Source organism: Occallatibacter sp. (assembly GCF_049510455.1).
Classification (GTDB): Bacteria; Acidobacteriota; Terriglobia; order Terriglobales; family Acidobacteriaceae; genus Telmatobacter.
On record NZ_JBEKYX010000004.1, the window covers coordinates 1 to 24,135 of the forward strand.

22 protein-coding genes and 1 pseudogene are annotated in these 24,135 nt (G+C 57.8%); 15 read left to right on the forward strand and 8 right to left on the reverse strand.

Annotation, left to right across the window (positions count from 1 at the left end):
* The 7 genes from ABSG47_RS01180 to ABSG47_RS01210 all read left to right on the forward strand — a co-directional run.
* Positions 1–664, forward strand: a 664-nt coding sequence (locus tag ABSG47_RS01180) for an outer membrane beta-barrel protein (RefSeq protein ID WP_424165295.1), incomplete at its 5' end; no start/stop codon positions are given.
* 146 nt (positions 665–810) lie between these two features.
* Entirely contained in the window at positions 811–2,037 is a 1,227-nt protein-coding gene (locus ABSG47_RS01185) for an anthrax toxin-like adenylyl cyclase domain-containing protein (protein ID WP_424165297.1), read from the forward strand.
* Positions 2,038–2,091: 54 nt separating this feature from the next.
* Positions 2,092–3,537, forward strand: coding sequence for an aldehyde dehydrogenase family protein (locus ABSG47_RS01190; protein ID WP_424165299.1), 1,446 nt, complete (start codon positions 2,092–2,094; stop codon positions 3,535–3,537).
* 332 nt (positions 3,538–3,869) lie between these two features.
* Positions 3,870–4,220, forward strand: a complete 351-nt coding sequence (locus ABSG47_RS01195; protein ID WP_424165301.1) for a c-type cytochrome — start codon at positions 3,870–3,872, stop codon at positions 4,218–4,220.
* Complete coding sequence (locus tag ABSG47_RS01200) at positions 4,217–4,576, forward strand: hypothetical protein (protein ID WP_424165304.1); 360 nt, start codon at positions 4,217–4,219, stop codon at positions 4,574–4,576. Before ABSG47_RS01195 ends, ABSG47_RS01200 begins: the two co-directional genes overlap by 4 nt.
* A gap of 322 nt (positions 4,577–4,898) precedes the next feature.
* On the forward strand, positions 4,899–6,974 hold the full coding sequence (locus tag ABSG47_RS01205) for a S9 family peptidase (RefSeq protein WP_424165307.1): 2,076 nt from the start codon (positions 4,899–4,901) through the stop codon (positions 6,972–6,974).
* A 5-nt stretch (positions 6,975–6,979) separates the two neighbouring features.
* Entirely contained in the window at positions 6,980–7,171 is a 192-nt protein-coding gene (locus tag ABSG47_RS01210; protein ID WP_424165310.1) for a hypothetical protein, read from the forward strand.
* A gap of 7 nt (positions 7,172–7,178) precedes the next feature.
* Here ABSG47_RS01210 and ABSG47_RS01215 read toward each other — a convergent pair whose 3' ends face one another.
* Positions 7,179–7,484 carry a hypothetical protein gene (locus ABSG47_RS01215; RefSeq protein WP_424165313.1) on the reverse strand — a complete coding sequence of 102 codons (306 nt, stop codon included), beginning with the start codon at positions 7,482–7,484 and terminating at the stop codon, positions 7,179–7,181.
* Between the two features lie 150 nt (positions 7,485–7,634).
* The gene (locus tag ABSG47_RS01220; protein ID WP_424165316.1) at positions 7,635–9,050 is read right to left on the reverse strand and encodes a UDP-glucose dehydrogenase family protein; all 1,416 of its coding nucleotides are present in this window, start codon (positions 9,048–9,050) and stop codon (positions 7,635–7,637) included.
* A 289-nt stretch (positions 9,051–9,339) separates the two neighbouring features.
* Between ABSG47_RS01220 and ABSG47_RS01225 the strand changes: the two genes are divergently transcribed.
* The 5 genes from ABSG47_RS01225 to ABSG47_RS01245 all read left to right on the forward strand — a co-directional run bounded on the left by ABSG47_RS01225 (position 9,340) and on the right by ABSG47_RS01245 (position 14,722).
* Entirely contained in the window at positions 9,340–11,154 is a 1,815-nt protein-coding gene (locus ABSG47_RS01225; RefSeq protein ID WP_424165318.1) for a capsule assembly Wzi family protein, read from the forward strand.
* A gap of 25 nt (positions 11,155–11,179) precedes the next feature.
* Complete coding sequence (gene larE / locus ABSG47_RS01230) at positions 11,180–12,082, forward strand: ATP-dependent sacrificial sulfur transferase LarE (RefSeq protein ID WP_424165321.1); 903 nt, start codon at positions 11,180–11,182, stop codon at positions 12,080–12,082.
* A gap of 37 nt (positions 12,083–12,119) precedes the next feature.
* On the forward strand, positions 12,120–13,568 hold the full coding sequence (gene larC / locus ABSG47_RS01235; protein ID WP_424165324.1) for a nickel pincer cofactor biosynthesis protein LarC: 1,449 nt from the start codon (positions 12,120–12,122) through the stop codon (positions 13,566–13,568).
* Entirely contained in the window at positions 13,541–14,314 is a 774-nt protein-coding gene (larB, locus tag ABSG47_RS01240; RefSeq protein ID WP_424165327.1) for a nickel pincer cofactor biosynthesis protein LarB, read from the forward strand. The genes larC and larB overlap by 28 nt, the downstream gene beginning before the upstream one ends.
* A 90-nt stretch (positions 14,315–14,404) precedes the next feature.
* Positions 14,405–14,722 (forward strand): hypothetical protein, encoded by a 318-nt coding sequence (locus ABSG47_RS01245; RefSeq protein ID WP_424165330.1) that lies wholly within the window; start codon positions 14,405–14,407, stop codon positions 14,720–14,722.
* A gap of 43 nt (positions 14,723–14,765) precedes the next feature.
* Here the strand turns inward: ABSG47_RS01245 and ABSG47_RS01250 are convergent.
* Together ABSG47_RS01250 and ABSG47_RS01255 are read right to left on the reverse strand one after the other, a co-directional pair.
* Positions 14,766–15,955: pseudogene (locus ABSG47_RS01250) on the reverse strand (aminopeptidase).
* A gap of 639 nt (positions 15,956–16,594) precedes the next feature.
* Complete coding sequence (locus ABSG47_RS01255) at positions 16,595–17,665, reverse strand: aldo/keto reductase (RefSeq protein WP_424165333.1); 1,071 nt, start codon at positions 17,663–17,665, stop codon at positions 16,595–16,597.
* A 194-nt stretch (positions 17,666–17,859) separates the two neighbouring features.
* On the opposite strand from ABSG47_RS01255, the gene ABSG47_RS01260 reads away from it, so the two are divergent.
* The 3 genes from ABSG47_RS01260 to ABSG47_RS01270 all read left to right on the forward strand — a co-directional run bounded on the left by ABSG47_RS01260 (position 17,860) and on the right by ABSG47_RS01270 (position 20,527).
* The gene (locus ABSG47_RS01260) at positions 17,860–18,198 is read left to right on the forward strand and encodes a hypothetical protein (RefSeq protein WP_424165336.1); all 339 of its coding nucleotides are present in this window, start codon (positions 17,860–17,862) and stop codon (positions 18,196–18,198) included.
* A gap of 93 nt (positions 18,199–18,291) precedes the next feature.
* Complete coding sequence (locus ABSG47_RS01265) at positions 18,292–19,437, forward strand: tetratricopeptide repeat protein (protein ID WP_424165339.1); 1,146 nt, start codon at positions 18,292–18,294, stop codon at positions 19,435–19,437.
* A 10-nt stretch (positions 19,438–19,447) separates the two neighbouring features.
* Positions 19,448–20,527, forward strand: a complete 1,080-nt coding sequence (locus ABSG47_RS01270) for a cytochrome c3 family protein (protein WP_424165342.1) — start codon at positions 19,448–19,450, stop codon at positions 20,525–20,527.
* A gap of 307 nt (positions 20,528–20,834) precedes the next feature.
* On the opposite strand, the gene ABSG47_RS01275 is transcribed toward ABSG47_RS01270, so the two are convergent.
* From ABSG47_RS01275 to ABSG47_RS01290, 4 genes are all read right to left on the reverse strand, one after another.
* A complete protein-coding gene (locus ABSG47_RS01275) occupies positions 20,835–21,407 on the reverse strand; it encodes a ferritin-like domain-containing protein (protein WP_424165344.1) in 573 nt (190 codons plus the stop codon).
* A 225-nt stretch (positions 21,408–21,632) separates the two neighbouring features.
* Complete coding sequence (locus ABSG47_RS01280) at positions 21,633–22,409, reverse strand: anti-sigma factor (protein WP_424165346.1); 777 nt, start codon at positions 22,407–22,409, stop codon at positions 21,633–21,635.
* A gap of 29 nt (positions 22,410–22,438) precedes the next feature.
* The gene (locus tag ABSG47_RS01285; protein WP_424165348.1) at positions 22,439–22,939 is read right to left on the reverse strand and encodes a sigma-70 family RNA polymerase sigma factor; all 501 of its coding nucleotides are present in this window, start codon (positions 22,937–22,939) and stop codon (positions 22,439–22,441) included.
* Positions 22,940–23,097: 158 nt separating this feature from the next.
* Positions 23,098–24,135: a ferritin-like domain-containing protein gene (locus tag ABSG47_RS01290; protein ID WP_424165350.1), complete on the reverse strand. Its 1,038-nt coding sequence runs from the start codon at positions 24,133–24,135 to the stop codon at positions 23,098–23,100.

The window sequence follows — 24,135 nt, forward strand, 5'->3', positions numbered from 1 at the left end:
CAATCAAGCTCGTAGTGAAATCGCTCTTCTAACCAATTGGGACCAGGGAATGCAACTACGTTTAAATCAACCCGGAAAGATGCTGCGGCGGCTGAGCGTTTGCCTCGTGCTGTTGGCCTGCGCCGCCCTCTCTACCGGCTCTCTCCACGCGCAGGCCGCCTATGCCGGCTATATGAACCACAACGGCCTCTGGGCTGGCGGCGAATTCAGCGGCTACGCACCCTCCTTTCCCTATCAATACGGTCAGCGCGTCTACGGCGGCGGCCTCACTGCCGACTACCGCTGGGGATTTCACTGGGATTTCGACGGCACCGCGCGCTGGCTTTCTTTGAACAGCTATGCCCAGACATCCGAGCGCACACTCCTCATCGGTCCTCGTTACTACATCGTCCGCTATCACGGCATCGAGCCATACGGTAAGTTCCTCGTAGGCGATGGCACCATTCACTATCCCTATTCCATCGGTACTGACAGCTATTTCACGCTGGCTCCCAGCGGCGGCGTCAACCTCCGCATCTTGGAGCGGCTCCACGTACACGCGGAGTACGAGTACCAGATCTGGCACAACGCACCCGGCTTTACCAACGAGCCGAATCATCCTCTGCGCCCCAACGGCATCAACATCGGCGTCACCTACCGGATCATGCCATTCAAATCGCAATAGCCCGGCAAATTCCTCCCAGCGGGAGTGAACTTGGTAGCCTGCCCCATCCCGCGTGCTTAGAATGGACTTCCCCGACAAATCCAGTTCTATAAGGAGTATCCGTGGTCATCGGAATTCAAAACTCGTTCATGCAAGCGGAAAACGGCATGACGCTGCAAGACATGCAAGCCTGCTGCCAGGTGGCCACGCGGTTAAATGAGGTCATCATCTTCCGCTCCACCGGGCCGTGGTCCCTGCGCTGGCTTGAGAAGAATTACCCCACAAAGAACTTCCATGTAAAAGGTAAAAGCTCCGACTGGGGCCCGATGGCCGGCTTTGTACCCTATCTGGGCAAGTACAGCAAAGTGGGCGGCAACGCAGAGAAGGAGAAGGTCGGCACGGCCTATAACGACGACGGGCTAAAGCACAAATATGCGCAAAAGACGCAACTGTGCCTCACATTGGCGGAATTGCAGATTCAGCGCAGCACGGTCTCCAATGGCCGCACCGCGCTGACTGAGATGCAGCAGGTAGAGAACAGCCCGGACTACTATCTCGTAGCTTTGCGCAGCTCCGACCGGGCGAAATTTGCCTTCCGCGCAGCCTACGACGCAGCCGGCTTTTACAGGATCTCCGTATACCCGAAGTACTTGCCACTGAAAGGGCTGGCATACGAGAAGCCCACACCTCTTGAAGTGATGACCAGCTCCGAAGTCGGCGCAAACAACAGGCCCATGACCGGCGACTACGATCTGATGTCCGTATGCCCCGCCTGGTCCAACTACGGCGAGCGATCGCTGAAGGACATCACCAAGCCCGGACTGAACTTTGGCCGGCAGGGCGGCGTGGAACCGGGCGCAGCCTTCAAAGCGGGCGTCAATCTGGACGCCGTGCTGGACATGCGCCTCAATACCGGCCTGCCCACGCAGATGACCGCTGGACCTAACCCCAAGGCAAAGACCTTTGGCGCGACAGGCTTTACCGCGGCAGGCTATGGAAAGGCGCCTGATCTCCCAAACGCCGCCAACACGCCGCCCGGCAGGGGCCGCGAGCACGGCGACATGGGTAACATTTCAGCTCGCATTCTGCGCTGCATCAACGAGCTCAATGCGGCCATGGGGCAGACAGGGCCATTCCGGCGCGTGCATCACAATGCGGAGTCGCACCGGAATGTGATCTTCGGTGGTATTCAGTCGCGCGATATGGAACTGGGCGAAGGCTTTCCGATCACTTCCTTTCAGCCGGTACAACTTCGCCTTGCGCGCTACGATACGGTAACCACACTCGAAAATATGGCGGAGTTCCGCACCTACGCGGGAATGCTGAATGCCGGTGGCTACTATGTGCAGAAAAACTGGGCCTGGGGCATGTCCACTCGCAATGAGGTAATATAGTCTGCTTTCCCTCTCAGGGTGCCAGCCGTTATCCTCCATCCGAGGACACCTCACATGAAGATGCGACCTGGCGCTCAGACCGGTTTTTTGCTCTGCGGCAAGGAATGGAGTGATGGCGAAGCTCTTGAAGTGCGTTCGCCGTGGGATCAGGGCCTGGTAGGTCGCGCCACCCTGGCCACCCGTGCCGATGCGCGCCAGGCCGTGCAACATGCAGTTGCCTCCATGCGCCGCACCCGCGCCCTGCCCCGCTGGAAGCGCCGCGAAATTCTCGAAGACGTGGCCGCCTCGCTCATTGAGCAGAAGGAGCGCTTCGCCCAGCTCATCGCCTCTGAAGCCGGCAAGCCCATCCGCCAGGCGCGTATCGAAGTCGACCGCTCCATACTCACCTTCAAGACCGCCTCGGAAGAAGCCACGCGCATGGGCGGCGAGACCATCCCTCTCGACCTCACCGAAGGCAATGAAGGCCGCTGGGGCCTTGTGCAGCGTTTTCCCGTGGGCCCGGTGCTGGCCATCACGCCGTTTAATTTTCCGCTCAACCTCGTAGCGCACAAGGCTGCTCCGGCGCTCGCCTCCGGCTGCCCGCTCATCCTCAAGCCCGCGCCGCAAACGCCCTTTACCGCGCTCGCACTGGGCGAAATCATCCTCAAAGCCGGCTGGCCTGAAGAAGCTCTCGCCGTCCTCCCGCTCTCAAACACCGACACCGCATGGCTTGCCGAAAAGGAAGACCGCATCAAGCTCATCAGCTTCACCGGCTCGGCAAAAGTAGGCTGGGATCTCAAGGCGCACTCCGGGCGCAAGAAGGTGCTCCTGGAGCTCGGCGGCAATTCAGCGCTCATCGTGCACAATGACTGGCCCGATCTCGAAGACGCAGCCCAGCGCACCGCAACTGCTGCCTTCTCCTACGCCGGCCAGTCCTGCATCAGTGTGCAGCGCGTTTACGTGCAGCGCTCCGTCTTCCAGACCTTTCTCTGGAAGGTCGTCGATGCGGCAAAAAAGCTTGTCTCAGGCGATCCACTCGATGAAAAAACCGACGTGGGCCCCATCATCCGCCTCGCGGACGCTGAGCGCATCGAAAGCTGGATTCAGGAGGCCGTTGCCGGCGGCGCAAAACTGCTCGAAGGAGGCCAGCGCACAGGCTCCATGATTACCCCGGCAATCCTCACCGGCACTAAACCGGGCATGAAGCTTCGCGATGAGGAGGCCTTCGGCCCGGTGCTGGCCATTGAGCCGTATGATGACTTCGAGGACGCGCTCGCCGAAGTGAATCATTCCAAGTACGGCCTCCAGGCCGGCTTGCTCACCCGCGATGCCGGACGCATCCTCACCGCCTACCGCGAGCTCGAAGTCGGCGCGCTCATCGTCGGCGACACACCCACCTGGCGGCTCGATCCCATGCCGTACGGCGGCGTCAAAGACTCCGGCCTCGGCCGCGAGGGTCTCCGCTACGCCATCGAAGAGATGACCGAACCGCGCATGCTTGTCATGGCCGGCCTGCACTAGGGTGGGACGGCGGATGATAGAGGATCGTTCGATATGAGCTCGCCCCAGACCTCAGAACTCCCGGAAAGCGCACGGATACCTTCTACCCTTCATCATCCGCGCGCTCCGCTTTTGGTTTGCCGTCGTCCTCACCGGCGTCGCCACAGGTATCGGAGCGGCTCTTCTCACCAAGCTCCTCGAGTTCGTGCGGCACGCCGCATGGCGCGGCTCGCCAACGGAATCCTCAGTGCGTGAAACGAGTCGAAGGAATTGTGATTGCGTTTTGTGTGTTCAGCCACAACATTCGGGATGGGCCATTTCGTGGCAGTTTCCGCTTGTATCATCGAGAGAGAATGCGCTTGAGATTGATTGCTGCTGGGGTCGCTTTTGCTGCGGGACTGCTTGCGGCGGGATGCCATGATTTGCCTCCGTCGAAGCCGGCATCCGAGTGGACGGCGAGCGAGGCGCATGGAGCAGAGATTTTTCAGGAAAACTGCATACGATGCCACTATCCCACTTCGACATGGGCCAAGCAGGGGCCGGGTTTGCAGGCGATTACGAAGGTGAAGGCGATGCCGAGCGGCGCGCCACCAACGGATGAGCGGCTGAGCGCAACGATTTTGCATGGACGTGGGATGATGCCTTCGACATCGTTGAGCGATGGCGAGCTGGGCGACCTGCTGGCTTATTTACGCACGCTATGACAGAGACACCCCAAAATCGAGACCAGAAGCGCGAACTGCCGATGCCGGGCGTGGCGGCGATTGCGCTGTACCTGCTGCTGATTGCTGGAACTATCGTGGCGGGCGTGGTGGGCGGCGGGCATTATCCGTGGGGCTTTTTGATTTTTTCGGCGGCGTTTATTGCCGCGAGCGGCGGGCTGATTGTGAGGTTTCGATGGGCGTGGGTGCTGGCGCTGGCCGCGGTGTTTCTGCTGATGGGTTACAACTTCTGGGTGTTTTCGCAGCAGCATCAAGTTCCCGCGGCTGTGCAAGGGCTTCTGAACCTGGTGTTCTTTCTATATTTGATTCGGCCTGAGGTGCGGAACAAGCTGCGTTGATCTTATTTCTTGCATGAGATCACTGTGGACGGGCATGGGGTTCGGACGCATATTTCTGGAATTTCACCCGATAGGAAATGCGCCTGCGACTTGGCGCCTACTGATGCAAGCTCGATATAAGGGATTCCATTCCGAGTAATCATTACTGGCTGGCCCGTCAATGCAATCTCGCGAAATACTTCGAGCCATTTCTTCCTGAACTCACCTACCGCAATGATTCGCATAGACGCTTCATCGTCCGGCAATCGGGCTTCGACACGAAATGACTTCCCAAACAGCATTTTTATGCGCTTTTATGCGGGTCAATGATAATCTTCTGGCCATGCTCTTACTCATCAAAAAATCTCTTGTTTATGCGATTGTGTGTGCGGCTGCTGTTTCCTTTGCTCAAGATGCGCCGAAGAAGCGGGCGATTACGCTGGACGACCTGGGGAAGCTGGAGCGCGTGGGCGGGCCTGCGTTGTCTCCGGATGGGGAGTGGGTTCTCTACTCCGTGAGCAAGACGGACTTTAAGGAAGACAAGAACGACAGCCACCTGTGGATGGTGAAGTGGGATGGTTCGGAGCGGGTGCAGTTGACATACGGCAAGGAGGGTGCGGGCGGGGCGAAGTTTTCGCCGGATGGAAAGTACATCAGCTTTTTGTCTTCGCGGCCCGGGCCTACATCGAGTTCGGCGAAGGGCAGCCAGGTTTGGGTGATGGACCGCCGTGGCGGCGAGCCGCAGCAACTGACGGATGTGAAGAGTGTCGATGGGAAAGACATGGAGATTTCCGGGTATCTGTGGGCTCCGGATGGGAAGAAGCTGCTGCTGACGCTGCATCCCAAGAGCGAGCCGGATGCGGAAGAGGGTAAGCCTGCAAAGCCGCAGCCGATTGTGATTGACCGCTACCACTTTAAGGAAGATGTGGAAGGGTACATCCACAACGACCAGTGGGACGCGCTGTATCTCTGGGATTTGACGACGAAGAAGGCTGAGAAGCTGACCACGGACAAGAATGTGAATGAGGAAGGCGCGGTGTTTTCGCCGGATGGCGCGTGGATTACGTATGTGAGCAACCATGATGCCGACCCGGATCGCAGCAACAATACGGATGTGTTTGTGGTGGCGCCGAAGGCGGGTTCGGCGGCAAAGAAGCTGACCGATTGGAAGGGGCCTGATGGCGGACGGCTGGCTTGGAGCCCGGATTCGAAGCTGATTGCGTTTTCGGAAGGCGCGGAGCTGAAGCTGCTCGAGTACTCGCAGGCGAAGCCGGCGGTGGTGACGCTGGATGGAAAGGTGAGCTATCCGGCGACGAAGCTGGACCGTTCGGTGAGCGCACCGCGATTTGCGCCCGATGGGACGCTAAGTTACCTGGTGAGTGATGACCGCTATGAGTATCCGGCGCAGGTGGAGCTGGATGGTCTGGGCGCGAAGAAGCTGCTGAATCCGGAATTCGCCGCCAAAGGCGTGGTGATGGGGTGGGAGTCGGCTGCGGGGCACACGGTGGTGTCGTACTCCGATGATGCGACTCCGGCGGAGCTATATGCGTTTGAAAATGGCGCGCTGCGCAGGCTGACCCACAATAACGATGCGCTGATGGCGGAGCTGAATTTAGTTGCGACAGAAGATATCGAGTTTAAAGCGAGCGACGGAAACGACGCGCATGGACTGCTGACGAAGCCGGCTGATTGGAAGGCTGGTACGGCGGTCCCTATGATTTTGTTTATCCATGGCGGGCCGAATGGGCAGGATGCGCACGGCTTTGATTTTGAGCGGCAGTGGGCGGCGGCGAAGGGATATGCCGAGCTGAATGTGAATTACCGTGGATCGAGCGGGCGCGGGGCTGCTTACTCGGCGGCGATTGCGGCCGACTGGGGCAACAAGGAAGTGCTGGATATAAAGGCCGGCGTGGATAAGGCGATTGCGCTGGGAGTGGCGGACCCGAAGAAGATGTGCGTGACGGGGTGGAGCTATGGCGGCATTTTGACGGATTACATGATTGCCAGCGATACGCGATTCCAGTGTGCGATCAGCGGAGCGGGGACGGCGTTTGCGCTCTCATTCTATGGCGTGGATCAGTACATTCTGCAGTACGACAACGAGATTGGTAAGCCGTGGGAGAACCTGAAGGCTTACGAGAAGATCAGCTATCCGTTTCTGGAAGCGGGCAAGCGGATTCATACGCCGACGATGTTTATGGGCGGCACGAGCGACATGAATGTGCCGCTGCTGGGCGGTGAGCAGATGTACCAAACGCTGAAGTCATTGGGAGTGCCGGCGGAGCTGGTGGTGTATCCGGGACAGTTTCACGGATTTACGAAGCCGAGCTTTATCAAGGACCGGTACGAGCGGTGGCTGGGGTGGTGGGACAAGTATCTGCAGCCGGATAAGGTGAGCGCTGCCGACAGAAAGAAATAGCGGCGATGCGGCGGATTGCGGAGCGATCTCGGCGCGAGTACGGCAAGCTGGCATCAGTGGAACTGTTTGAGGAACTACATGCGGCGGGGAGTTTTGAAGCGCTGGTGATGCCCACACCGAAAATTACGGTGGATACGAGCATATACACTCCGGCAACTCAAGCGCAGGCGATTACGCATGCGCTTGAGTTGCCGTAACGCGCGGCTATTCGTCGAGCGGAATCAGACGACCGGATTCGGATTCTTCATATTCGTATCTGTGCGTCGGCATGAACTGAATCACGATCGCCGCAACGAATGCGATGGCGAGCACGATCACTCCGACCAGAATGAGCGGAAGGCCAACCCACACCGCTGTACCGACAGTGGTGATGTTGACGCTGAGCTTTGAACCATCCGTCGGCCAGCCGAAGTTAAAGCTGGTGTTGCCGTTACAGTAATTCAGCAGGGTCCACAGACCGCCGGTAAGCAGAGCCACGGCCGCGATGAACAAACGACCAGTTGTCTTCATAACCTTCTCCCATTGCATGAGATGCAGGGTTTTGCATACAGGGAGAGATTCTACATATTTTTAGCGACGTGATGGGCCTACAAATAACAAACCCGTGCAGATGGAGAGCTGTTATCCATCCGCACGGGTGAAGAATGAAGCGTACAGCGACTAAAGCACTAGCTTCTTCGGCTTGCCCTGCTGTGCGTTATATGTGGCCGGACGGCCGATGCTGACGTAAGTAAAGCCGTGATCGGACATCTCTTCCGGCTTGTAGAGGTTGCGGCCGTCAATGATGATGGGGAAGCGCAGTGCGCGGTTGAGGCGCGGCAGGTCGAGTTTGGAGTATTCCTTCCAATCCGTGAGGATGAGCAAGGCGTCAGCGTTCTGCGCGGTTTCATAGAGGTCGCTCGAATAAATGAGCTTGTCTGAAACCGGCAGGACGGCCTTGGCGCGATCAATGGCCGCAGGATCGTGGGCGACGACGGTTGCGCCGGCTTCGACGAGACGCTTGATGGTGTCGATGGCAGGAGACTCACGGATGTCGTCGGTATCGCCCTTGAAGGCCAGGCCGAGGGCTGCGATGCGCTTACCACGGAGAGTCCAGAGAGAGGAGCGGACCTTGTTGAAGAAGACGTCGCGCTGCGCGTCGTTGATGCGGCGCACCTCTTCAAGGAGCTGGAAGTTGAGGCCCTGCTGCTGCGCGACATAGTGGAAGGCAGCAACGTCCTTGGGGAAGCAGGAACCGCCATAGCCAAGGCCGGCGCGAAGGAACTTGGGGCCGATGCGGCTGTCAAGGCCGATGCCGGCGGCAATATCTTCAATATCGGCATCGACGGTCTCAGCGAGGTTGGCGACGGCGTTGATGAAGGAGATCTTGAGCGCGAGAAATGCGTTGGAAGCGTGCTTGATGATCTCCGCGCTTTGCGCCGAGGTAACGAGGATGCGGGCAGGATGCGCGGCCGAGCAGACGCCGGCAAGCGCGCCAGACCGATCGTAGTAGGTGCCGCTGGTGAGAGGAGCATAGATGCGCTGCAGAAGCTGCGCTGAGCGCTCCGTACCCGCACCGACAACGATGCGATCCGGATGCAGGAAGTCGATGATGGCGGTGCCTTCACGCAGGAACTCGGGGTTCGAGACGACATCGAAATGGGCGGCATCGACGCCGTGACGGTTGAGCACGCGGCGCACCCACTCATTGGTGTAGACCGGCACGGTGCTCTTTTCAACGATCACCTTGTAGTCGGTAATGGAGCGGGCAATTTCAGAGACTACCGCTTCGACATAGGAGAGATCGGCTGCGCCGGTATCTCCCTGCGGCGTGCCGACGGCGATAAAGATGGCTTCACACTTCTCAACCGCGCCGGAGAGGTCGGTTGTGAATTCGACACCGCGCCCCAGGTGCTTACCGAGCAGTTCAGGCAGGTGCTCTTCGTAAATGGGCACGCCGCCGGAGCGCAGGGTCTCAACCTTGGCCTTATCGTTGTCCACGCAGATGACCTGGTGCCCCATTTCGGCAAAGCAAACTGCGGCAACGAGTCCTACATACCCGGAGCCGATCACGCAAATCGACACTGGTGTCGACATATAGAGGGTTCTCCTATCTTTGCTCGCGGGAGCGCGGCGGGATGGTAATCAATCTAACGGTATGAAATGATGGGAGCGGAGCTTTTATACCGGCTTCTTGGATTATAGGGTATCTGTGAATTTTTCGCCGCGTCTAAGTCTCATTGCGCTGTAGCCAGCGTAACCGGGGCCGCAGATTACAGGCTTACGAGATACGTATATCTATGTCTTTGCGGCATAAGACAGCCGCGCTTTGAATGGTAGAGTGAGGAATATGAAAACGAGACCTGCCGTGGCCAAGAGGCTGCGTATGATCGTTACAATTGCAGCTATTTTTTTCGGAACCGCGGCGGGCCTGATGGCAGCGGGGCAGGCACCCAGAGCAGGTCTAGACGGCCAGGCTGTTCCCGCAGCCCAGTGCCAGGTCTCCGGAATGGGGTCTCCCTACATACCGGTGGACAGTTGGGTTTATCCGGCCATCTATCGGCTTTATTCCCTGGGATACGTGGACGCTGTATACCTGGGAATGCGGCCCTGGACGCGCACCAGCATTGCTCGCATGCTGGAGAGTGCGGCGGATCGCATTGACGACGCAGACGGCACGCCAGAGGGCGACCAGGCGCAGGAGATTTATGACGCGCTGCTGCATGAGATGCGGTATGACATTGCGGGCCCTTGCAGTGCGTTGAAGGGGCAGGCGCGGATCGAGTCAGTCTATACGACGCTGCGCGGCATAACGGGGACGCCACTGCGTGACAGCTACCACCTGGGATCGAGCATCATTAACGATTATGGCCGTCCGTATGAAGCGGGCTTCAATAGCTACATCGGAATGAGCGGATACGCGACTGCTGGACGTTTTTCACTGTATGTGCGCGGAGAGTTTGAGGAGGCGCCGTCAGCGCCTGGATATTCGACCTCTCTGGCGGAGATACTGGCGTCAATCGATGGAACATACGGCCAAAACACGGGCAATGTGTACTACAACCAGGCCACGATTCCAATGGGGGAGATTAATTACATATCCCGTGGGCGCATCCAGGAGGCTGTGATCTCCGCGAATGTGTGGAATCACGAGATCTCCTTCGGGAAGCACGACCAGTGGCTGGGTCCGGCGCAGGGCGGCTCCTTTGCCTACTCGAATAATGCGGAGAATATTTATGGGCTCCAGCTCAACCGCGTGGAGCCGCTGCATGTTCCACTGCTTTCGCGGCTGACAGGGCCATTCCGCTATGAGTTTCTGGTGGGCGCGCTGCGGGGGCACACATACATTCCGAACGTAGATTTCATGGGAAATCTGGGGGCCCAGGCAAACGTCACCGCGCCTGGTGATCCGTGGATGCATGTGGAGAAGGTCAGCATGCGGCCGACAGAAAACCTGGAATTCGGCTTTGCGCGAACAGTGATCTGGGGCGGCCAAGGCCATGTGCCAATCACAATTCACAGCTTTCTGAAGAGCTTCTTCAGCTTTCAAAATGTGCCAGCTGCGGAGAAGGATGGCCGCGACGATCCAGGCGCGCGCTTTGGCCAATTCGACTTTTCCTATCGCCTGCCCTGGATGCGGAACTGGCTGACGCTGTATGCGGACGGAGAAGTGCATGACGATGTGTCGCCGATTGATGCGCCACGGCGCGCGGCGTGGCGGTCGGGATTATATCTCTCGCATTTACCGGGTGCGCCGCGTCTGGATCTTCGCACTGAGGGCGTGTACACGGATCCGCCTGTAGGCAGCAGCCAGTTCGGCAGGTTTATGTACTATGAAACGGTCCAGCGGCAGGGCTATACCAACCAGGGACAGATTTTTGGCGACTGGATCGGTCGTGAGGGCAAGGGCGGACAGGCATGGCTAACCTACCATCTGAGCGGCAATGAGTGGCTGCAGTTGAATTACCGGCGGCAGAAGGTTTCCAAGGACTTTATTGCGATTCCGAACGGGACGCAGTATGGAACGACGCTGGATGATGTTGGATTCCAGGCGGTGAAGCGAGTCGGCAAGGATTTCGAGATCAATGGAAACTTTACGGCAGAACACTACCTTGCGCCGATTTATCTGCAGAATAAGCAGACTGTGACCAATACCAGTGTTCAGCTGACGTGGTATCCGAGCCGGCGGGTGAGTTTCTAGGACCAGTTTCACAAGCAGCCGCAAGATGTGGCGTAAATCTTGGGGCGGTATAATTCAGCGCATGGCGGAGACGATGCAGGAGCGAATTTCCGAGCCGGCTGCGGCTGACAAACTGCGTGTGCTGGAAGCTCAGCTCCGCGACCGGGGCTCCGTAATGGTGGCCTATTCCGGCGGCGTGGATTCGGCATTTCTCGCGGCGACGGCGCACAGGATTCTTGGCGAGCGCATGATTGCCGTGCTGGCCGATTCGCCGAGCCTGGCGCGGCGCGACCTGGAGCAGGCTGTTGCATTTGCTCAGACGATAGGGATGCCGCTGAAGATTATTCAGACGGAAGAACTTGAAAATGTTGAATATCAACGTAATGACGCGAACCGTTGCTTTCACTGCAAGACGGAGCTATTTGCAGGCATGGCGGCATTGGGGCGCGAGCTTGGCTTTACGCAAATAGCCTACGGCATGAATACGGATGATGCGAGGGACTTTCGGCCGGGGCAGCGCGCTGCGGAAGAGCATGCTGTGCTGGCTCCGCTGGCGGATGCTGGTTTGAGCAAGTTGGACGTGAGGACGTTTGCCAAGGCGGCTGGTTATACGCTTTGGGATCGGCCTGCGGCACCTTGTTTGTCTTCACGGGTGGAGTATGGGCGCCCTGTGACACGCGAGGTTCTGGAGCAGGTGGAGCGCGGCGAAGAGGCGATGCGTGAGCTTGGCTTCCGCGAGTTTCGCGTGCGTCACCATGGGCCGCTGGCACGGGTGGAGATTGCGCGGACAGAGATGCCGCGGGCGCTGGATATGGGCGTGCTGGACCGCATTACGGCGGAACTGAAGGCGATTGGCTTTCAGTATGTGACTCTCGATGCTGCCGGGTTTCGCTCGGGATCGATGAACGCGATTCTGCCGGCGGATGTGCTGCTGCGGCGCGGAGCCTGAAACGCCGACCAGGGCTTCTTCTGTAGAATTTCCTTCGATGCGAATTGGATATTTGGAATGCTTCTCCGGCATTAGCGGAGATATGTTTCTGGGCGCGCTGGTGGATGCGGGCGTGCCGTTGAGCCATCTGGCTGAGGTGACGGCTGCGCTGAACGTGGGCGCGCGGCTGGAAGCGCGCGCGGTGATGCGCGCGGGGATTACGGCGACGAAGGTAGATGTTCTTGTTCCTGCTCATTTGCATGAGCAGGAAACAGGGACTGAGGGACTGAGGGACCAAGGGACTGATTCCGGGCATGCGCATACGCATTCGCATGTGCACTTGCACAGTCATGAAGATTCGCACTTACACTCGCATGTGCATGATCATGACCATCCGCACGAGCACGATCATGAGCACGCTCACTCGCATGAAAATGATCATGCGCATACACATGAACATTCTCATTCACACGATCATGAGCATTCGCATAGCCACGAGCATGCTCACCCGCATGAGCATCGTTCGTTGTCTGCGATTGTCGGGATTATTCGGGGTGCTGCGCTGGATGAGGGTGTGAAGGCATGGGCGATACGCGGATTTGAGATGCTGGGCGAGGCAGAGGCGGCGATTCATTCGATGCCAGTGGAAGAAGTTCACTTTCATGAAGTGGGTGCGGTGGATACGATTGTCGATATTGTGTGCGCCGCTGCGGGCGCAAAGTGGCTTGGAGTGGATAAGTGGGTTGCTTCTGATTTGAACGTGGGCAGCGGTACGGTGAAGTGTGCGCATGGAATGCTGCCGGTGCCTGCTCCGGCCACGCTGAAGCTGCTGGGCGATGCGCCGGTGTATGCGGCGGGACCAGCGATGGAGCGGGTGACGCCAACGGGTGCGACGATTCTGAAGATGCTTGGCGTGGAGTATGCGACGCTGCCACGGATGCGGGTTTCGGCATCTGGTTATGGGGCTGGTGGGCGCGATACGGCTGGTGAGCCGAATGTTTTGCGCGTGCTTGTTGGCGAAGACGCGAACGCAAACGAGAACGAAGAAAAAATTGCGATTCTGGAGACTGTAATTGATGATTCGACGCCGCAGTTGGTGGCTTATGTGAGTGAGTTACTGCTGGCGGCGGGCGCTTGGGATGTGTATCGCGTGCCGGTGCAGATGAAGAAGGGGCGCACAGGTGTGCAGGTGACGGTGTTGTGCGCGCCGAAGAAGCTTGAGGAGCTGCGCGAGCTTCTCTTTCGAGAGACGACGACGATCGGGGCGCATTGGCGGATTGAATCGAAGATGGCGCTGAGGCGCGAGTTTTCTGAGGTTCAAACGCCATGGGGCGTGGTTCGCATCAAAGTAGCAAGGCTTGGTTCGGGTGAGATCGCGAATGCATCGGCTGAATATGAGGATTGCCGGAAGATTGCCGAAGAGCATGGAGTTCCGCTGAAACTGGTGATGCTGGAAGCGGTGCAACTCTATGCGGTGCAATGTGCCGTCGAACGGAAGGTGCTGTGATGGATGGCGCGCAGATGGAAGCACTGCTGACGGCGGTGCGCGAGGGAAAGACCGAGGTTGCAGAGGCTCTGGAACGGCTGAGGAATTTGCCATTTGAAGATATGGGCTTTGCGAAGCTCGATCATCATCGCGCTCTGCGGACGGGGATGCCGGAGGTGATTTTTGCTTCAGGCAAGACCGATGCGCAGGTGGCGAAGATTTTTGCGCGCATGGCGGCGGCGGGTGGGAATGTTTTGGCTACGCGGGCTTCGCGGACGTGCTTTGAGGCTGTGGCTGAGGCTGAGCCGAGAGCTGAGTATCACGAAACGGCGAAGTGCATTATGCTTTCGCAGGCTTCGGCGGTTGTCGGCAAGGGGACTGTGGCGGTGGTGTGCGCGGGGACTAGCGATTTGCCGGTGGCGGAAGAAGCTGCTGTTACTGCGCGACTGATGGGGAATACTGTCGAGCTGATCGTGGATGTTGGAGTGGCGGGGATTCATCGGCTGCTGGCGCAACGCGAATCGCTTCAGTCGGCGCGGGTGTTGATTGTTTGCGCGGGAATGGAAGGCGCGCTGCCGACAGTGGTTGGCGGGCTGGTGAATGCGCCGGTGATTGCGGTGCCTACGAGTGTGGGTTATGGAGCTTCGTTTGGCGGCGTGGCGGCGCTGCTGGGGATGTTGAATACCTGCTCGCCGAATGTTTGCGTGGTGAATATCGATAATGGGTTTGGCGCGGCTAGTATTGCTACGTTGATTAATCGGCTGTGAGGAGACGGCAGGGGATGCCGGTTCATTCTTCTGAGAATTACCAACCCATTTCCAATTCTTAAATGAATGTGCGAGAGAAGACTTAGTCAAATGAGAGAAGAAGACATGCAAGCTAAGGTGACGTCGTTTCAAGAGTCGCTTCATCCGCAAATTAAGAAGCTCAGTGGAAGAGATGGCGGAGTTTCGCTTTCTGGTGAAGGCGCGGAGATTCTTTTAACCCTCCTCGGATCTGCTACAGGTACACTCATCGAAAGCAAATTTCAGCTTGAAATGCAATCTCAAATTCTTAATGCGCAGACCCAACTTATCGCGGCTCAGACTAAAGCCATCAACAAGCTGATTGAGGAGCTTCAGAGTGTAACGGATTATGCCAATGGGCCATGCATACGTGTAATATCCACGCGCTAAATCTGGCAATGTGCTCGTCTAAGGCAAAGGTTTGCCAGAAGACTTAGACCCACTCGCCTTTGCGCATAAGCGGCTCGCGTACGCCTAATGCGGTGATGCCGTCGATGTCTAGATCACCTGAGCCGATCATCCAGTCCACGTGAATCAGGCTCTTGTTTGCGCCTTTGGCGGCGAGTTCCTCTTCGCTGAGCTTGTCGCCATCAAAGTGACGCCGCTCTGCGAGATGGGCGAGGAATGGGGCACGAGAGCTACTTCGCCTAGGCGGCGCGCGCCATCGTCTGTGCTGATGAGCTGGTTGAGGACTTCTTCGCCCTTGGTGGCGTGGGCTTCAACGATGCGGCCTGCTTCAAACTTTACTTGAATGCCTTCGATCATGGTGCCTTGATACGAAAGCGGCTTTGATGCTGTCACTGTGCCGTCGGCGCGGTCTTTGTGTGGCGTGGTGAAGACTTCTTCCGTGGGCATGTTGGGGATGCAGTAGAGGCCGTTGCCGGCGGTGGTGCCGCCGCCCATCCAGAGGTGATCGTCGGCCAGGCCGAGGCGGAAATCGGTGCCGGGGCCTGTGTACTGGAGTGCGGAGTAGCGCTTTGCGTTGAGGAATGCGGCGCGCTTGTGAAGGCCGGCGTCGTGGGCTTTCCAGTTGGTGACGGGATCAACGCTGCCGCCGATGCGCGTCGTCGAAAAGATGGCTTCCCAGAGTTTGGCTAGGGCATCTTCCGGCGTGTCCTTGGGGAACATGGCTGCGGCCCATGCGGGCGTGGCGGAGGCGACGATGGTCCAGTTGATTTCGTGGCGGGTGATGAGATCGAGCGCGGGACGGTAGGCGATGGAGACGGCGCGGTTGGCGCGACTTACCTTGGTGGGGTCTTCATTCGAGAGCAGGAGTGGGCTTGCGCCGGTGATGGCCAGGCGCGCGGCTCCGCTGCGGAAGGCTGCGCCGAAGCCGTCATAGAGCCATGTAGCTGCTTTGTCAAAGCCCGCGTCGTGAGCGTACTTGTAACGCAAGAGTGTGGTTTCGTCATCGGCATAGATGATGGTGACCAGTGAGGCTCCGGCCTTGTATGCGTGCTCGGCGATTTTACGGGCGAGCGGCACTGCGTCCAGCGGCGCGGTCATGACTAGCTCCTGGCCCGGTGCGAGGCCGAGGCCTACTTTGATGGCTACTTCGGCTAGCTGGTCGAGTTTTTCAGTGAAGGCGGGGGAGGCGAGAATGGCGGTAGCAGTGAGTGACATGACAAGAAGATTGTAGCCCTAACCGCTTCCATCCCACCTCCTAATAGGAGGACGTGGGGCACCCAGTCCTAGCCTTAACGGTCCCAGATCTCTTTGAATGATGCCGGGATTACATAGATAGTTAGAACTCTCGGTTCGGGACTCTGTGTTCGTGAATTGCAATCATTGTGAGCTACTATTCCTGTCGAAAGAATCGTGTCAAGATTGTAGGCATCGGTGTTATTGAGAGTATTTCCGCCGTAATCAAATCCTAGAAACTTTCTATAGTCATTTTCAGAGTAGCGACAGTCGCGATGCAGAAAGTCCATCCATACTCTTACTTCGCGAGGACTTACTCCCGTCACATCTATACGTGCGTCTCCCCAGAATTGAGTCCGCCGATAACTTTGCTCAAATTTTTGTGGATCGGTTTTTCCGAGAAATACATACGGTGATGCAATCCACATGGGCAGACCCGTCTTTGCATTGCGGATTTTGATAATGATCTGCTGACGTTGACTCGCGCTAGTTGCAGCCGATTGCTGTGCTAAAGAAACTGCACCATGCCGAGGCCATGCAAGACATAATATGGCCCAAATCGTTACGACGTTGCGAATTTTTCGGCTATCACGTTGCATCGTAAATCAACATTCAACATATTTACGGGCGGTCGTAGAAACGGAAGAACAAGGATGGCTTCGCGACCGGTTCGGTTTTGGCTACCAGCTCGGATTGCTGCTTGTCGGTGAGTGGAGTGAAGTCGCGGGCTAGCTGGACGTTCTGTTCTAGTTGCGCGATGTTGTCGCAGCCGATGATTACCGTGCTCACCGGGCGTGAGAGGGTGTAGTACATGGCTTCGCGCATGGTGATGGTGCCGGGTGTGGGCGCGGGGACCATGCCTTCCCACATGTGCTTCTGCACGTCGAGCGGCTGGGGCTGCCAGCTTGAGAGAATGCGGCCGCGGCCGGGGATCTTCATGCCGATGATGCCCATCTGGTGCTCGACTGCGAGTGGGAGCAGGTCTTTGTCAAAGCTGAAGTGATGCGGGTCGGCGGCGTTGACGGCCATGAGGACTGTGTCGAAGTCGTGGCGCTTGATGCACTCCATGAGCGACTCAGGACGGTAGTGACCGGTGAAGCCGAGATAGCGGACGACCTTCTGCTGCTGCATCTCGATGAGGGCTTCCATGGCGCCGCCCTTGGCGAATATCTGATCGACGTCATACATGGTGCCGACGTCATGAAGCTGCCAGAGATCGACGTGGTCGGTCTGCAGAAGCTTGAGCGACTTATCGATCATCTGCATGGAGCCGTCGCGGGTGCGCTCCTTAGTCTTGGTGGCGATGAAGGCTTCGCTACGGCGCCTGGCCATGACTTTGCCGACGTATTGCTCGCTCCAGCGGTCGGGGCCGCCGTAGATGGAGGAGGTGTCGATGTAGTTGACGCCGAGATCAAGAGCGCGTTCAACGATGGGCACGGCGACGTCGAAGTTATTGGGCTTTTCAAGAGCGGCCTGGCCGCCGAGCGAGAAGATGCCTACCTTGTAGCCCGTCTTACCGAGGTTGCGCGTGGGCATGGCCTTGAGCGTGACGGGGTTGGACGGCATGGCGGGCAGGGTGTGCGGGCCGTCAGCCAGGGCGAGGCTGGGCGTGAGCAGTGCGGCGGTGATTGCGCCACCGGTTTTCAGGAATTCGCGACGACCGGTTTTGAGGCCATTGGGCTGCTCGCTCATGATTTGCTCCTTCAGCACAGCGCTGTTTTTCTGGTGGGTCCATGATAGCTCCGCCAGCGCGATGAGGAAAGCGGAGGCATGAGCGCCGTGTGGAATTTTCTGGCGAGAGTGAAAATTTGTGCGGTATAGTCCTGATCATGAGACCAAATAGCTACTTCCCTTCTCTTTTTCTTGGCGCTGCTCTGGCTTGCGGAATGGTTGCGGCTCAACCTTTTGCCCAGGCACAGAACCCAGCCGGACAGGATGTAAAGGACGCGGGCAAAGACACAGCTAACGCGGCGAAAAGTGCCGCTCACGCAACGGCAAATGGCACGAAAAAGGCCTACAGCGCGACTAAAAACGGTACGGTGAAAGCGGCTGACGCGACGAAGAATGGAACTGTGAAAGCAACTGACGCCACGAAGAAGGGTACGGTGAAAGCGGCTGACGCGACAAAAAAGGGCACGGTGAAGGCCTACGACAAGACCAAAAGCACAACCAAGGGCGCGGTGGACGGAGCCAAGAACGGTGCGAAGGACAGTCCGAAGCAGTAGTGAAGCTTGAGTGGCCGAGTCCGCGAGGATGAGGGCCGCATCTGCCTGCTAGTATGGGGTTCATAGCATTCCTGCTGAGGAATTCCATCCTTCATGCTTTCCGTGTCTATCTCCGCGTCCGCGACGAAAGAATTTCTTCTTCGCAGAAACCCGAAGCGGACGTGGGCGGGCATTCTTCCAGTTACGGCTGCCATTTTGATCGTCTTAGCGATGCCGGCGGGAGCGCAGGCTGGTCCGCAATTTGAGGATCTTGCGGCGCGAGCCGCACATGCACGGGATGCTGGCAACCCAATGCAGGCGGTGGAGCTGTACCGACAGGCGACGGCGGCGAAGCCCGACTGGCAGGAGGGCTGGTGGTACCAGGGCCTGCTGCAATATAGCGTGAACCAGTATCCGCCGGCGATTGATGCCTTTACGCGCTTGCTGAAGCTTGAACCACACGCCGCTCCGGCGATGGCGCTGCGCGGGCTATGCGAGTTTGAGACGGCAGCCTATGAAGACGCACTGCGGGACCTGGATACGGCTGTGGCGCATGGAGCGGCTAGTGATCCCCGCAATGCGCTGATACTGCGCGTTCATCTTGCGCAACTGCTGACGCGTGCGTCGCGCTTTCAGGATGCGCTGGCGCAGTACAGTTTCCTTGCCTTGGGAAAGGTCGAAGATCCGGATCTGGATGCGGGGATTGGGATGGCGGGAACGCGCATGGCGGGGTTGGTGAGCGATGCTACGGCGGCAGACCGTGTGCTGTATGAGGCTGCCGGGCGCGCCGGCTGGCAGTTATTGGCTAACAATACCATGCAGGCGGATGCGCAGTTTCAACAGTTGTTTACGCAGTATCCCACAACGCGGAATCTGCACTTTATGTATGGGTACATGCTGTTTCCGCACGATCCAGCGATGGCGCTTGACCAGTTTCAGCAGGAGCTGGCGGTGGCTCCCGATAACACCGCGGCGCGCGGGATGCTGGCTTTTACGCTGATGATTGACGGGCGTTATGTGGAGGCGCGAGCGGCGGCGGAGCAGGCACTGGCCGAAGAGCCGGAGATGGCTATGGCGCAGATTGCGCTGGGGCGCGCGCTGGGCGAAACCGGCGAGTATGCACGCGGCGAGGAGATGCTGAAGAAGGTGCGGACCAAGGATCCGCAGAACCCGGAAGTGCGCATGGGGCTGATTTCGATCTACTCGCATACGGGCAGGACTGAGGAGGCGCGGCGTGAGCGGCTGTCTATGGCGAAGTAACGCAGCGCGGATGGCAGCGGTTGCGGCTGTACTGCTGGCACCGCTGGCAGTGCGGCTGCTTGCGCCGATTTCAGCAGAGGGAGCGGCGCAGAAGCAGAAGGTGTCTAGCGTTCCTGTGACTTGCGCAACGTGCCATGCGGCGGTGGTAAATGACTTTGCCCATGCGCCGATGCGGCATGCGATGGAGCCGGAGGGAGCAGACCCGGTGCTGGACGCAAATCCGGATCTGCGGACTGAGCAGAGTGGATATACCTACAGGATTGAGACGAAGAATGGAAAGAGCACGTACACGGTTTCCAATGGCAAGGAGACGCTGACGCTACCCTTGCGATGGCACTTTGGCATGCGTGCGCAGACGTGGGTGCTGGAGAAGGATGGCAAGTTTTATGAAGGCCTGGTGAGCTACTTTCCAGGAATTCACGGGCTGGCGACGACGCCGGGGGACAACAAAATTGAGCCCCATTCAATAACCGAGGCGATGGGCCGCGAGCTGCCGGTGTGGGAGACGCGGGAGTGCTTTGAATGCCATGCCACCGGGATGAAGGCCCGCGAAGTCTTTACGCCGGAGAAGCTGAAGCCGGGACTGGATTGCGAGCATTGCCATGAGGGCACGGAGCAGCATATAGCGGACGCGCAGGCGGGGAACTTCAAGACGCTGCCGGTGAGCCTGAAGAAGATGGATGCGGAGAGCGTGTCCGGCTTTTGCGGGCAGTGCCATCGGTCCTTTGATACGGTGATTCGGAATGGGTGGCATGGGCCGCCGTTTGTGCGCTTTGCACCGTACAGGCTGTCGCTGAGCCGGTGCTTTTCCGGCAATGATGCGCGGATCAGCTGCCTGGCGTGCCACGATCCGCATCAGCCGGTGAGCCATGAGACAGCGTCTTACGACAAGAGATGCCTGGCGTGCCACTCGGGAAATGCGACCGTAGCGGCTGTGGGAACTGCGGAGGCTGCGCCGAAGACCTGTCCTGTGGCAAAGGCGAACTGTGTGAGCTGCCACATGCAGAAGGTAGACCTGCCAAGTGGAAACTTGCAGTTTACCGATCACTTCATCCGGATTGTGAAGCCGGGAGAGGCTTATCCATACTAGATTTTGGGGGGCACACTGTGCGAGGCCCCTTTTTAAGTTAATGATGCACTACTACCGTCCAGAAGCCTCCAATCCCATCCATCAAAATCCCGCCACAACTTTGTCCATCGAGGCCTACACTCTCCTTGTGTGGACAATGAATTATGCAGCGGTGGATAAATGGGGGCGGCAATGACTGCTAACTTCATCCCATATCGCAGCCATTCAGCCATCCGTCTTGAAATACTCCTTTACCGTCGTGTTGACCTCGAAAAGCACCTGAAGCTGTTCACAGATAAAGCTGAGAGCACCTGCCGAATCTCAGCAGCTAGTCCGCAATTCCTGGGTTAGGAGGGTCAATTCCCAGTGCCGTTGCCAGCGCAATAAGGTGATCCTGCTCCTGCATCAGAATTCCGCGCAGGCCCTCCGCGATTGCGAATTCATTCAACTCATCGGCCTGCTTTATGCGACGGCGGTATTGGCGAATCGTTTCTTCTTCATTGTTCAGATCGAAGCGCAGCATCTCCTCTGCCTTTTCCGAGGTTTTGACGGGCTTAGAAGTAACCGAAGGCATGCCTCCCAGATAATCAATGTGATTCGAGAGTTGCAGCGCGTGATCGAGCTCTTCCCTGGCATGAACTGCGAGCTCGTCGGCGATATTCATGTAGGCTGCCCCCTTAAGGACTTGAGAATAATTCACATACGAAATGATCGCCTGATACTCACGCGACAGATCTTCGTTTAGTGCATCGATAAGTCTTTTACGAGTCATCTTGCCTTGTGCCTTAACGTCCATTTGCTTCATTCCTCCACCTCGGATTTTCAATTTCGCGATCTTCCCGGTGATGTAACAGATCCAGGCATCTTTGATGCTCAGTGACTGATCGTGGGCTGTATTCAAAATCGAACAAATCTAAGCACGGACCTTCTGAGGAGCAAATCTTGAGGTCCATACCAATCCATTCAATTTCGGCATCGCCATATCCGAAATCAGAAAATGAGGGCACTCAGCTTCTGCAGATCGCAACGCCTCAAGGAGATCAGTAAAAGCGGTCGCCACGAACCCGGATGAATTCAAGATCATTGCAGGTACGGCGCCTGCACGGCGATGCCTGAGTGAGAGTTGTCACTCGCCTGCAGCCGATGCGGTCGTTCCTAATAGTATGATCGGCGCCGTCGGCGTGTCCGATCCTTCCGCCTTCTCAATCGTCACCCCGAAGGCCTTTGCAGGAACGCCCCTGTGGAGTGGCGGCAACACAACGCTCGCATTGCCGGTTGCATCAGACCGGAACAATCCAGCGGGGATGGGTTTGCCCTTTGCAGGGATTACCCACAGCTCATAGGTCTTATCTGAAGCCAGCAGTTTCAGGTTGTTTGCCTGGAAAATCAGACTGCCGCTGTCTGCCAGATAGATGGCGCGACCGGTCGGCTCGGCAGGCGTTTTACTGGCTGTCAACAAAACGCGCTGTGCGGAATGAGAAGTCAGAAGATCGAGCACTTGCTGCGCGCGAGCAGACTGACCCTTGAGATCCGTTACTTTGCCAGAGGCATCGGCGAGCTCCTGATGGAGTGCGGTGTTCTTTACGAAAAGCGAAATGGCCAGAATGGCGAGCGCCGCTGCTGTAGCCCATGGAATCCAGGCTTTGTAAGGAAACGGCAGAACCTGTTTGCGCTTTTCCTGCTTTGCAGATTGCTCTGAGAGCGACGCATCCGCGGCTACTCGATCAAGGAAGCGCTGCCGGGAGCCCGCAGGCACTGAATGCTGCCGTACGCCAAGCCCAATCATCGCCACATTACCGGAGAGCTCTGCCAACTCATCGCGGCACAGGGCACACTGCGCCAGGTGCGCGCACACCACTGCCGACTCTGCTTCAGACAGAGCCTGCAAGGCGTGTAGCGCCAAGTCCTCCTGCGAGATGTGTTGGTTACCTGTCACGCCGCAAGTGCCTTTCGTATTCCCATCAACGCCAGCCTGATTCTGGTCTTTACTGTACCGAGCGGGTCCCCGGTTCTTTCTGCAATTTCCGAATGGCTCAATCCTTCAAAATAGGCTAAATCGATCGACTTCTGCTGCTCCAGAGGCAGGTCTTTCAAGACAACGCGAACTTTCTCCATCAACACATTCCGCTCTGTGTCCGATGCCAGGGTACATGGCAGCACAACTTCGTCTGGCGAATCGGTCGGCTTTCTTCGCCGTATCGTATCGATTGCGCGATTCCTGGCCAGCACCATCAGCCAGCCACAAAGCGAGCCGCGCCCTTGAACGAATGCATCGGGCTTACTCCAGAGCTGGAAGAAGATTTCCTGCATCACATCTTCCGCCTGTCCCGGGTCCTTGAGCACTCGCAACGCCACCGAGTACACCATGCCTCCATAGCGATCAAACACCGCGGCCATGGCCTGCTGATTGCCGTCGCGCACGCGCTCCAGCAACAGATCATCGCTTGGGTCATAGTCGCTATGATGGGTACGTTCGAGTGCCATTATCGGATTTGCATATCAGGCTACAACTCTGTTTATACGCTTCCAGGAAGCGCATAAAGGGCCGTCATTTTGTCAGGGCGGCCCTTTAACTTGTCTCCCGCTTGCTTCTATCTGAAGCCGTTTGGACCTGCATTCATCCCTGCGGGGAAGAATACTCCCATTGCCGGGCTGACCGCGGCTTTCCCGCTGACAGCGCCACCACCGGTGACAATATTCAGGATTTGAGTGGTGTTGCGCGCGAAGGCTATGACATTGGTCGCATCGGCATCGGTGATGCGCGTTGCTGTTGCACTACCTGCGCCTCCGAGCATAACCGAGAACGTTGCTAAACCGAAGTCATCAGGATTTGAGTCGTACGCGCTGGGCTGGGCGCCGAGCAGGCCGGCCTGTGAGAGCGTTGCACGAAGCGCGGAAATCAGATTTGTGTAGCCGCCAATGGTCGCGCCGGTTGGATCAAGATAGTTGATGGTGGTGCGGACGAGACCGGCGTGATAGGCCTCAACCGCGAGGATACCGGCGGCTGTTACCAGATTTGCGGGCGTGGTGAGCAATGATGCCGCTCCGTGATAGGCCGTGACGCCTACATCCTCGAAGACATAAGCGCCCACAAGAAAGGCAGCGTCGCTGGCATAGGGGCTGAAGCCCGAACCACCAGGAATTTTTGCCGCCGTGGCGAGCGCCGGGAAGGATGTTCCCAGGTTGATGGCAGGCTGTGCTACGGCAGAAGTCCCGAGCGCGGTCAACAACAATTGAACATGCTTGCCCTCTTCGACAGCCGTCTCCGTCGCATAGGAAGCGACCTGGATTGTGCTGAAAGGAACCTGACTGCCTCCCGAAACGGTCCCGGCTGTGCCGACTGTTCCTGAGAGCGTGATCTGCGGCGCACCTGCAGCCGTTGATGCTGCATTCGGCTTGTCGATGGTAGTGCCGAAGGTCGCCAGGTAATAGAAGTTGGCCTCAAGATACTCGAGATTGAGGGCGAAGTTGAGAATATCTGAGTCCGAGTAGGACGCGGTTGCGGCCTCTGCCAAGGGGGCGCTTGCGCCGAGGGCCAGAGCAGCCAGTGAAGACACGCCGAGAGTCATCATCTTGCGGCGATTTGTGGCAATGATGTCATCCAGAACTTGAGTTTCTTGATTTGCCAT

Excerpts from the sequence above, each read along its gene's own strand:
- larB (WP_424165327.1), top strand. The coding sequence starts at position 13,541 with ATGTGCCGTCGAACGGAAGGTGCTGTGATGGATGGCGCGCAGATGGAA.
- ABSG47_RS01290 (WP_424165350.1), bottom strand. The coding sequence starts at position 24,135 with ATGGCAAATCAAGAAACTCAAGTTCTGGATGACATCATTGCCACAAAT.
- ABSG47_RS01200 (WP_424165304.1), top strand. The coding sequence starts at position 4,217 with ATGACAGAGACACCCCAAAATCGAGACCAGAAGCGCGAACTGCCGATG.
- larE (WP_424165321.1), top strand. The coding sequence starts at position 11,180 with ATGTGGCGTAAATCTTGGGGCGGTATAATTCAGCGCATGGCGGAGACG.
- ABSG47_RS01210 (WP_424165310.1), top strand. The coding sequence starts at position 6,980 with ATGCGGCGGATTGCGGAGCGATCTCGGCGCGAGTACGGCAAGCTGGCA.
- larC (WP_424165324.1), top strand. The coding sequence starts at position 12,120 with ATGCGAATTGGATATTTGGAATGCTTCTCCGGCATTAGCGGAGATATG.
- ABSG47_RS01260 (WP_424165336.1), top strand. The coding sequence starts at position 17,860 with ATGGTTGCGGCTCAACCTTTTGCCCAGGCACAGAACCCAGCCGGACAG.
- ABSG47_RS01220 (WP_424165316.1), bottom strand. The coding sequence starts at position 9,050 with ATGTCGACACCAGTGTCGATTTGCGTGATCGGCTCCGGGTATGTAGGA.
- ABSG47_RS01205 (WP_424165307.1), top strand. The coding sequence starts at position 4,899 with ATGCTCTTACTCATCAAAAAATCTCTTGTTTATGCGATTGTGTGTGCG.
- ABSG47_RS01225 (WP_424165318.1), top strand. The coding sequence starts at position 9,340 with ATGATCGTTACAATTGCAGCTATTTTTTTCGGAACCGCGGCGGGCCTG.
- ABSG47_RS01270 (WP_424165342.1), top strand. The coding sequence starts at position 19,448 with ATGGCAGCGGTTGCGGCTGTACTGCTGGCACCGCTGGCAGTGCGGCTG.
- ABSG47_RS01215 (WP_424165313.1), bottom strand. The coding sequence starts at position 7,484 with ATGAAGACAACTGGTCGTTTGTTCATCGCGGCCGTGGCTCTGCTTACC.
- ABSG47_RS01265 (WP_424165339.1), top strand. The coding sequence starts at position 18,292 with ATGCTTTCCGTGTCTATCTCCGCGTCCGCGACGAAAGAATTTCTTCTT.
- ABSG47_RS01185 (WP_424165297.1), top strand. The coding sequence starts at position 811 with ATGACGCTGCAAGACATGCAAGCCTGCTGCCAGGTGGCCACGCGGTTA.
- ABSG47_RS01190 (WP_424165299.1), top strand. The coding sequence starts at position 2,092 with ATGAAGATGCGACCTGGCGCTCAGACCGGTTTTTTGCTCTGCGGCAAG.
- ABSG47_RS01195 (WP_424165301.1), top strand. The coding sequence starts at position 3,870 with ATGCGCTTGAGATTGATTGCTGCTGGGGTCGCTTTTGCTGCGGGACTG.
- ABSG47_RS01245 (WP_424165330.1), top strand. The coding sequence starts at position 14,405 with ATGAGAGAAGAAGACATGCAAGCTAAGGTGACGTCGTTTCAAGAGTCG.
- ABSG47_RS01255 (WP_424165333.1), bottom strand. The coding sequence starts at position 17,665 with ATGAGCGAGCAGCCCAATGGCCTCAAAACCGGTCGTCGCGAATTCCTG.